The sequence below is a fragment of the Salinicola sp. RZ23 genome (genome assembly GCF_003206675.1).
GTDB lineage: Bacteria > Pseudomonadota > Gammaproteobacteria > Pseudomonadales > Halomonadaceae > Salinicola > Salinicola endophyticus.
The window spans coordinates 128771-139295 of record NZ_PZJK01000018.1 but is presented as its reverse complement, the minus strand read 5'-3'; the positions used below and the strand labels follow the sequence as shown (position 1 = coordinate 139295).

Sequence of the window (10525 nt, the reverse complement as noted above, 5' to 3'; positions counted from 1 at the left end):
GACGCCCTCGACGCGCGCGAGCACCTCAAGCAGGCGGGCGAAGACGCCGACGATACCTACGGCAACAGCGAACAGCTTGCGGATGCCAAGCAGGATAACGCCCGTGGTGCCACCGACAGCGGTGGCCGCGGCGAAGCGGCACGCATGAAAGCGCCGTGGCTGCATATGGCCTCACCCGCCGGCATCACGATGAGCACGCCGGAATCGACCCACCTGGCCCAGGGCCGCTCGCTGAGTGTCTCCAGCGGCGAGGACGTCAACGTCGCCACCGGCAAGAGCCTGGTCGCCTCGATTTCCGAGAAGCTCTCGCTGTTCGTCTATCGCGCCGGCATGAAGCTGTTCGCGGCCCGCGGCAAGGTCGAAGTGCAGGCGCAGAGCGACGAGATGGCGCTGACCGCCGAGAAGGACGTCAAGATTACCTCCACCGAAGGGCGGGTCGAGATCAACGCTGCCAACGGCATCCTATTGAACAGTGGTGGGGGCTATATCCGCATAGAAGGCGGCAATATCGACGTCCACGGCCCCGGCAAGATCGATATCAAGGGCGCCCAGCATGTCTTCGGTGGCCCCGCGAGCCTGGACGCGGCCATGCCCGAGTTGCCGGAGGGGTCAGATTGCGCGACGAAGCACCAAGGCGCCGCGAACCGTGGTTCATCGCTGGTGGATGGCTGAGGTACTGTCATGACAGCTTGGTTGCTCCACGATCACTTGAACGGGCCACTGGCGCTCGGTGACGACTGCGAGCCTATCGGTCCCTTGTTGCCACGGCGCAGGCCGGACCTGCATGGGCTGACGCCGCACCTTTATCGTATCGGCAAGGCCTCGTTGGAGACGATCAAGGCGCAGGCGCAAAACGTGTCGCGACGAGACATGCCGCCGACAGTCTGCGCGCTGCTGTGGGCCGACGTCGAAGCGGATGTGCTCAGAGACCAGTTGAGCCGATACTGCCTTGCGGCCATGCCCGCATCGCGCTGGATGTATTGCCGCTACTTTGACCCCCGCGTCATGACGCATCTCCGCTGGATTCTCGCACCAGATCAGTTGCACTCCCTGTTGGGCAGAGTCTCACGTTGGACGTTTCTGGATGCGTCGTCGCAGTGGGTCGAGATCAGCAATGAGCCGCAAGCGCCTCACTGGCTGCGACTGACACTCGACGACACCCAGACGCGCCGCTTGAATGAGCTGCCCACCCTGCGCGCCTGCCTGCAGCAGTGGCGCGCTCACGACCCCCAGGCACCACGCGACGACCGCGACGCCGGTAAACGGGTTGCCGCCTGTCTAGACCATGGGCAAGCGCTAGGACTGAGTGATCTGCAAGATCGCGTCGCGCTGGCGCTGCATGAGTTGTTGATCCATCCCGACATCATCCGGCACCCCGATATCGCAAACGCCATGGCGCTGGCGAACGGTGAGACAACCTATCGACACGTGACCGGCAATTGGCCTCAGGCCCGCTGGGAAACCATTCAGGAACAATTGATCAACCGGGAAACGACGTAGCATGAGTGCGATTCCAGACATCAACGAAGCGGTTGCGACGGCGGTCGCCAATACGTCCGGTGGGAACACCGATACCTCTGCCGAGACCGGCGGTTGCAGCGATTGCCAGATGTGCCAGAAGTCCCCTGGTCTGGTAATTCTGCCGGTGCGTTATTCGGCGATCGCAGAGAGCCATGTCCATAGCATCAGCGGCCTCGCACCCATCACCAGTGGCGGCAATTTCGGCGAGGGCGTTCTGGATAAAGCCATGCAGCGTGCGACCTATATTCTACGCAGCATGCGCGCTGGCTATTTCTACATGCACTTCCCCAGTGGCGATGCCGATGGCGTGATATGGCGCAAATATCGCGTCACCAGCGATAGCAACTTCATGCCGATACCGCTCGACGGCCATCTGACGCCCAACATGGAAAAAAGCGAGGCGTGCCGACGTTCCAGCGACTGGCAGATGGCGCGCTGCGTGACCATCAGCCAGCCAGAGAAGGTCACCCAGGCCTGGTTGGCATTTTCGGATACCGATTGGGACGAGAGCATCCGCGCCCGCATCGCCCAGGACCCCGCGGCACGCATGCAGTCGCTCAACCCGTCTCTGTGTATCTCCCCCGCCGCTGGCCAGCCACACACCGCGCCGCTTTCAGCGGTGAGTGACTGGGTGAGTGAATATAGGCACAACGCTTGGCAGAGCTTTCGCAGCACCGTGGCCGATGAGGATGATCCGCAGAACACTGCTGAGTTCGAATCCGTCTATCCGTTCCACTGGCGCGCCATCGAAGCCGACGATCTGATCGAGACAGCTGAGCGTAAATCGCAGGGCCGCGCCATTCTCTTCGCGACTCACGACCCGCGGGGCATCACCGTCGAGCTCAACGCCGAACAGATTCAGGCGGTGTCAGCGTCGCTGCAGCGTTTCAGTTGGCGGCTATCATCCTGGGCGGGGATACAAACCATACGCGAGTCAGTGGGGAACCAAGCCGAAAAGCGCCAACGGCAATCCGTGCTGCTGCGTGATCCAGAAATGCTGGAATACAATGAGCTACAGTTGCAGCAAATCAACGCGCGGATAGAAATGGTAGGCCCGAGTGAGCAACAGTTGCGATTCAGGGATGAATTACAAGAAGAAAACGACATTATTGCAGCCAGGATAGCGCACAAGGAGGCCACCTCGGAGCGACTGACCGATGAGAGTATCAAGGAGGTTAGGCAGGCTGCCTGGGAGGAAACCCGGGAAGGGCAGAAGTTCCTGGCGCGGACTGACAAGCAAATTGAAGACGACTATCAAAGTGTCAAGGAAACCCTCAAAGCCGATTCCGAGTCGATAGATATACCGCTCTCTCAAGATCACGCGACCTGGCTGGACTCTCCCGATCTGAAAAGGATTTTCTCCTCGGATTATCGGACGGACGAACTCGATTCCGGGGTGAACTATGTCAACCACTTCGTCGACTGCATTGACGATGCCTCTGATCGGGAGGAGTGTGCCGAAATACTGAGGACATGGGCAAGTGCGGGTAACCCCACCGACCCTGAAAACCCGTTGCTACGCAGCCTCGGGCATAACCAGGATGACCACCTGGCGGAGATCGATAGCGCGCCGCCCCTGACCGTACAAAGCGCTGTGACGATTCTCGACAAATTCAACGCCGCATGGCAGAAAAGCGCCAAAGCGATGCTGAACCCGGAAACGAGCGAAACCGCGGGACGCAACGCCTTCACCAGGCTGATCTATCATTCGGGGGCGCCGGTTGCCAAGTTACTCTCCCAGGGGGTCGACGGTACTGCGAAGAACCTCTATCTGATGGCATCGATGTTCTCCACCGATCAATGGATTGTGGAGCGCCCCTTGAGGGGCACGCCTACGCAGTTCGTCAATCTCCTGGCTGAGGAAATGCGTCTGGCCATCCCGGCGAACAAACGGCCCAGCCGACTTCAGATGCAGCGTGCGCTGCGAGAGATGCTAAAAAGAACAGGCCAATACGATCAGCTCGGCTCTCAGCACTTCGTGTTCGTGGATCGCGCACGCCTGGCGGCAATCGGTGACGGCCAGGGGGCCGGGCGCTCGACAGCGGAGAGAATCTTGCGCTCTCGTGAACCTATCGTTCTGACCCCGCGTAACATTCGCGAAGGCATCATGCCGGGCTTCCAGCAAGCCATGAATGGCGAAGTCAGAATGAATGCGGTCTCCTTGTTCTTCTCTGGCATCTCCTGGTACTACGCGGGCAAGGCACTGGATAGTGCCAATTCATTCAGCCGCCGCGAGCTATCGGTAAAATTCTGGGCCTCACTGGCCGGTGTCGTCGGTGGCCTGTGCGAGACAGTAGAAGCGGGTGTTAAAGGTCTGGAGTCAGCAGGGCGAAGAATTTCAAGTCGTGTACTAAATATTTCGAGCGGTATTGGTGTGCTTGGTCGCGCCTTAGGCGCGGGCGTGGCTTTCGTCTTTGCTGTATACGATGGGCTACATGCATTCGAAGAGTTTAAAAAGGGGAATATGGGGCTGTCTTTTCTTTATGGGGCTTCGGCTGCAGGTGGTATTGCTCTTGGTTACATTGCGATAGCCTCTGGTGTGTTCTCATTGCTTGGCGTGCTTTTTATCTTGGCTGTGTTGGCTATCAACTTTCTAATAGGCCTGTTGCTGGATTCAAAAGCGCAGCAATGGCTGAGCCATTGCTTTTATGGTGGTGGAGAAAGGTTTTTGACTATAGAAGAATCTCAGAAAGATCTTGAAGGCGTCTTTAGAGGATAGCACATGACGAAGCGTGATAGGATATTTAAAAGCGTAGGGATGCTTCCTAAGTACCAATTTGAACTTCCCTCTAATGGTAGGGAAAAGCGCTTTCCCCTTGATTGTCCAGCTGCTGAAGAAGCTTGGCCATCTCGAGTTACTTTGTTTTTTAGCGGTAGTCTGCTGAGCTTTGCTGATTCTGAGTTTCGGCGGAGAGGGCTTTATCTGAGTTTGGGGGTGGTGGTCGGGGGAAGCTTGATTGCCTGGTTTCTAGCCATGGCAAGCTTGCCATTTATTTATCCTCTCGCTCCCTTTTGGGCAATCCCTGTATTTGCCTTGATAATTTTGCCTCTTGCGGTTGGCGTTTTGTGGTTGGCCTGGCAGGAGATTAAGCGTTACGCCATTTTTCCCGTTGTTTTTAACCGTCGCACGGGTAACGTGCATTTCTTTAGTATCCACGATGGGCAACCGGTGACTTATCCGTGGGATAGTTGTACATATTGCATCGTGCCCAAGCGAAATGGTGGTCCTGAGGGAAGTTATCATGAATTGCGTGGTTACGTTCTTAACGAATATGATGGTGTCATAGATAGTTTCTCCATCGGAGAAGAAGTTATCAATCTAGGGCGAAGGTCTGACGGGTTCGTAGAGCGCTGGCTTAGTTGCCATTATGAATATATTCGTCAGTTTATGACATTGCAGGACATAAGTAGCTTAGATGAGCCCGAGGAAGAGGATTATGTTTCCCTCAAGCCCAGCTTCAAACAGTCCATGAACTTGGTGCAACCCAAAGCTGAGCCAAAGTCTCTTGTGGTTAAGCTTCTTTTTGTTTTTATTAATGCTGTAATATTCGTGCCTAAGGTGGTTGGTGGTGCGGGACATTACTTCTGTTGCAAGTACTGCAAAATGCCGCAGTGGTCTCAAGAGATCATCGATGAATGTGGTCCGGAGATAGTTCTCTCTAATCGCTAGAGATCTCGTTTTGTAGGGCGAGCTAGCATGAGTAATATAGGATGCCGGTTCGCCTCGTGTGCTTTTTAAAAACCCTGGTGCATGTCCCTCATTCGAGTGTGGGGCATCTCCTGCGTGTTTGGATGCGCGAGAAGTTAGTTGACGCTATGGGGAGAGATATGAAGAGGCGGCTTCAGATTTTGAAAAGCCTGGGGATGATCCCTAAGTACCAATTCGAGCTCCCTGCTGACGGCAAGGAACGGCGTTTCTCTCTAGGTGAACCGGCTGCTGACAATGCTCGGCCTACGCGACTAACGCTATTATATAGTAATGAAGTACTTGCAGTCGCCGATTCTGAGTTTGAGCGGAGAGGGATTTATCTTGGCTGGTGTGGAGGTGGAGGGGTGGTTGTTTTATGCCTTTTCTTTTTTTTTGCTAGCTTTCCATTTTACACTCCCATGCCTTTGTGGGTGATACCTGTTTTTGCACTGATGGGATTGCCTTTAGCTTTTGGCTTTTTTTGGCTAGCTTGGAAAGAGGTTAAAGGCTATGCTATATCTCCTGTTACATTTAATCGTCGCACGGGGAATGTTCACTTTTTTAGTATTCACGATGGCCAGCCTGTCACCTATTCGTGGCGTCGCTGTACCTATTGTATCGTGCCAAAACGGGCAGGAGGGCCCGAGGGGCGCGACTATGAGGTGCGCGGTTATGTACTGAATGAGTACGATGGTGTGCTGGATAGCTTTTCTATCGGCGAAGAAATGATTAATTTAGATCATGTTACTGGGAGCATGACGGAGCGTTGGTTGAGTTACCAATTCGAGTATGTTCGTCAGTTTATGACCTTGCAGGATATTAGTGGCTTGGATGAGCCCAAAGAAGACGACTATGTTTCCCTCAAGCCTAGTTTCAGGCAGGCAATGGAAGTTGTTGACCCTAAGGTGAAGTCAAAATCGCTAGTTATTAAGCTGTTGTCTGTTTTGATGAGTGTGGTCACCTTTATTCCCAAGGTGGTTGGTGGTGCGGGGCATTACTTTTGCTGCAAGTATTGCAAGGTGCCTCAATGGTCTCAAGAGATTGTCGATGAATGTGGTCCGGAGATCGTCCTCTCCAATCGCTGATGGCGAAATTTGTTTGTATAAAATGTCGACTTGATTGCCTGTTAGGTGTAGCGGGCTTGCAGTGATTTGAAACGCTGGTGCGACGCAGTTTGATTTTTATTTTGCAAGGCAGAATCTTTCCTGCTGTACGATATTGCAATCGGGAAAAGTGAGTGTGGTCATGTTCTCTCGATGTAGAGCCCATAAGATCAATAGACGCATATCTCAAGAAGAAATGCGCTCTCATTTTCTACTGGAGAAGGCTTCTTCTTATCTGCCAGATCCTTATGGTGCGCTCATTCGTTTTAATTCTGAGTTTTGCGAGATGACAGACTGTAGTGAGCGCCAAAGAGGAATGGCGAAAACGCTCGTCTGTCTACTGGGAGTCTTCGTGCTTTTGGCTTGCGGAGCCTCTGTCCTTTTTATGCTTTTGTCTGATTGTCTGTCGCAATCAATCGATGTCGTATTTTTACTGGTTTTTGCTTTTATCTTTGTCGTTATCGTAGGTGGAGGAAGCTGGTTTCTCTGGCAAACGTACCTTAGATATGACTTTTTTTCTTGGAGGTATTTTCCTGTTCGATTCAACAGGGTGACGGGTAAGGTTTTTGTGTTCAGGAGCGAAGAGTTTGGCGGGGTCTTGGCTCTGGATTGGAGAGATGTGTATTGGCATATAGGGACGGACGGCACAGGCAAGGTATGCACCCTGAGAGGGCATGTATTAAATGGCTCTACGATTGTAGATACCTTTTCGGTAGGCAATTTTTTCCATCGAGATGAGATTTATCGCATACTCTCTCTTTGGTGTTTCTTGGAAAAATATATGGAGCATGGCCCCCAAGCTGCGGCCCCTGCCTCTGGAGATGAGTTTATTTATTATTCGACACGAGTGAGCATTAGAAACTGTTTGGTTAGAGTTGTTTCGAATCTTCCTTCTCTCTTGGTGTCTCTACGCTATAAGCTTTTCTTTTTTTACTATCCGCTTGTGTTTTCCTTGGTCATTACTCAGTGGTTGGCTTTGAAATCATGCCGTGAGCCAAAGTGGCCGGAATTTGTCGAGGCCTCATGTGCTTCTCGTTCTCAAAGATCGCCTGTCTGGACAGAGCCTGAAAGAATCGGCCAGTTTTTGAGTAATGATATTTTCTATAAGCGTCTTCTCGAAAAAGAAAATTTCAACAAGAGTGTGTTTGAGAGTGGCTCAGGTTTCGTTGGGTTTTAGGTGCTCTTGGGAGACTTTGTTTTGAAAAGTATAGGCGTATTTCTTTTGTGTGGGCTTTTGGTTTTCTTGTCGGGCTGCGAAGAGGATCAGCCTGATAAGGTGGAAGCCGTCGTAAGTATTCTCGAGTGCGAGCCTGGCAACATCTTCTACAAGTCAGATGATGCAAAGGCTGTTGTCGTTGCAACTGCCCCAGTCATGGGCCCTCCCCCAGAAGGTCATGTGAGCATTGCTTTCAAAAGCAAGGGGGAAGTGCTGGCCACTGGGGCAGCCAAGTTGCATCAATAGCTTGGGTCTATTGGGTCTAGTGATCCTAATCATACTTCTTTTTATAAGGCGGAAGTCAACTCAGGTGAACGGTTGGAATCCCTAGATGAGTGTGAGGTTTCTAAGTACACGAATGACTCAGGCGAAGCAGTTAGGTTTACGGTCAAACCGTTTTCACAATAAAGTGGCTGTCTGTCAAAAGTATCAGGTTGAGGGAGCAGAAGATGTTGACGGTTATAAGGTTCGGCGATTTTGATTGAGATGCGCAAGGCAGGCAGCCATTGACCTGTCTTCAATGACGCTCGCCGTGGTGGTAGGGGAGATGTTGTCGGCGGGGACGATTACTTGATCGAATATGTCGACGTTTCTCATGACGAGCTGCTGGCGCTTGCTTCTGACGTACCTTGACCGATTGATGCTGATACCCACACACCGGCCGACGATGACGATTTTCCCTACCGCGGCACTCCTGAGCATGTCTATCCAAGGCGTTGCATCACGGTACCGTCGGCCAAGGACGCCACGGAGCTGTATATCGCCTTCTCGGATGACCGCTGGACCAAGCGCATGTGGAAAGAACATGCCGCCAACACGGCCGGCCGGCGTGACGCCATGCGCAGGCTCTCCCTGACGCAGTGGAAAGGCGGCGCGGCGGACTATACCCGCCCGCTGAATGAACTCGGGGAGCTGGTGGCCGAGGCCAACTTCCCCTGGGTACGTCGCCAATCGAGCGATACGGGCAGCAGTGACGCGAGCCAGAGCCCGGAAGTGAGTGCCCTTAGCCACAGCCTGGCGTCCATCAACGGGATTCGCGACGATGTCGACGGATTCATCGAGTGGTCGCAACGCCAGGCCCAGCAGGGTGACGAGAAGAGTGAGATGACCCCGGCGCTGTTCGTGCTCGACGATCCGGCTGGCGTGACCAGCGATCTCGCCGCGTTACTCGCCGAGCGAGAAAATGAGTTCAACGAGCAGGAAGCGATCAAGCGCCCGTTCGTGACGGCGGGGATTGTTAATGCGCTGCGAGACGGCTTCCGGGAGCGAGCGCGGATGCAGCGCGCCAATAAGATCGTCGAGGAGCGGCTCGAACATGAGTACTACCGCACTTATGGTGGTCCACCGGGCATGGCACATGCAGCCAAAGCCAATTTCGAGCGCCGGCAGAAGGAAGATCCCGCTTATCGGCAAGAGGTCGAGGCCACGCGGCTGGCCGCCTACAAGAGCATCAGTGAGTCTGAACTCGAAGAGGCCGCCAACGATGCCTGGGACAAGTATGGCGACAAGCTACGGCCCGGCGAGCCCGATCACTGGATGGAGAACACCTATCGTCCGCAGCTATCGGATTACGATAAAGAGAATATGCAGCCACTGGCATCGGCCTATGTGAGCTGGCTGACCGGCAATCCCCTGCTGATCTATCTCAATAGCCGCTTCGATGATGCGAACGTCGAGTCGGGTATCAATTTCGTCTCCGTGATCTCTTTCGTACTGCTGGGTACCCAAAGCTACGCGCCTGCGTTCAAACAGTATGTCGAATGGCTGTCGGCGAGCGAGATCGACAATAGCAACCTGCTGCTGAGAGGCATGTGCCTCAATCAGCAGGCCCTGGTCGAACAGATCATGGCAGCGAGCGATGTCGATTTCGGTGCCAAACCCAACAACCCTGCCACCTTACCTTGGGGGCCATTGATTGCCGCTTATCTTGGGCTGACGGAAGATTACCCCGACGAAGTTTCCTCACCCGCCAGAATGCTCGGCCATGTGCTGGGGCCGATGCAAAGTGTCGTGGCAAAAGCACAGAACCCGATGCCACTTCTGCTCACCTTGGGGATGATCTCGGGAAGCTCGGTTCAGATCACCCAAGTCAGCGTGACGTTCGAGGAAGCCCTATCCCGAACGCGCGAGCCGCTCAAGTTGATCCACCCCGATTGGGGTGAGAGTGAGCTACATCAATTTCAGCAGAAGGTCCGGGTGGAAACGCGCTCGCTCATCGCGGTCAACGGGGAGCCCCCTGTGATGTTCGATATACGCCAGATAGACCTCACTCCACTCGAGGACTTTATGGCGGAAACGTCTTCGCCAGCCAGGGCAATAAGCCTGACAAGTCGAGAAAGGCTGGAGTTTTCGGCGGGTATCGTGGGCGTAGCGCTGGCTTATGTCAGCCTGAACGATCAGCTTGGCAAGATGAACAGCATTCTGGACGCGGGGCTTCGCGCTCAGGGGCGTTTGGCCGGAATGGGACTCGCTCTGGCCGGCGGTGCTGCTGAGCTTGTAGGTAAGACGCTAGAGCATGCACGAAAAGTGTTTGTCGCGTCGGATCATCTTCTGGCCGGGGCCAGCCGGTTTTTCCTGAGATGGGGAGCTCGCCTTGGCCTGGCCGGTGGTCTAATCCTCGGGTTTATGGATATCTGGGAGGGTGTTGAAAAAATCGGTGAAGATAAAGTGGTAATTGGTTCTCTGTACTTAACATCCGGAGCCTTTACTGTCAGCGCTGGTGTTGTTTTGTTTCTGGCAGGTATCGGTTCCGCCGCTTCTGCTGCCGGTGGTACCGGCATTCTCGCCACTCTGGCGATAACCCTGTGGTGGACTGGGTTAGTGCTGGGCCTTATTGCATTTGCTGCAGCAGCAAGTGCTCTGTGGTTTATAGAAGATGATTTGCAGGAATGGCTTGCTGAATGTGCCTTTGGTGAGCGTGGCAGTCTGGGATTGGGTAGTGCTAAATTGGAATCCGAGTTGAAGCAGCTTGAAGGAATAACTCACAAGGAAAAGTGA

Annotated in this window: 7 protein-coding genes; all 7 read left to right on the top strand. The window is 54.0% G+C overall.

The features are described 5' to 3' along the window. Nucleotides 1–672 (top strand): DUF2345 domain-containing protein (locus DOM67_RS18445; protein WP_157958905.1); only part of this gene is annotated, 672 nt, incomplete at its 5' end. Between the two features lie 9 nt (nt 673–681). Beyond that, nucleotides 682–1500: a DUF4123 domain-containing protein gene (locus DOM67_RS18440; protein WP_110678632.1), complete on the top strand. Its 819-nt coding sequence runs from the start codon at nt 682–684 to the stop codon at nt 1498–1500. 1 nt (nt 1501) lies between these two features. Then, entirely contained in the window at nt 1502–4240 is a 2739-nt protein-coding gene (locus DOM67_RS18435; RefSeq protein ID WP_110678630.1) for a T6SS effector BTH_I2691 family protein, read from the top strand. 3 nt (nt 4241–4243) lie between these two features. Then, nucleotides 4244–5191, top strand: a complete 948-nt coding sequence (locus DOM67_RS19880; RefSeq protein WP_157958904.1) for a hypothetical protein — start codon at nt 4244–4246, stop codon at nt 5189–5191. Nucleotides 5192–5232: 41 nt separating this feature from the next. Further along, nucleotides 5233–6294, top strand: a complete 1062-nt coding sequence (locus DOM67_RS19875; RefSeq protein WP_157958903.1) for a hypothetical protein — start codon at nt 5233–5235, stop codon at nt 6292–6294. A gap of 160 nt (nt 6295–6454) precedes the next feature. Beyond that, on the top strand, nt 6455–7489 hold the full coding sequence (locus DOM67_RS19870; protein ID WP_348627310.1) for a DUF6708 domain-containing protein: 1035 nt from the start codon (nt 6455–6457) through the stop codon (nt 7487–7489). Nucleotides 7490–8164: 675 nt separating this feature from the next. Next, entirely contained in the window at nt 8165–10525 is a 2361-nt protein-coding gene (locus DOM67_RS18420; RefSeq protein WP_280951084.1) for a T6SS effector BTH_I2691 family protein, read from the top strand.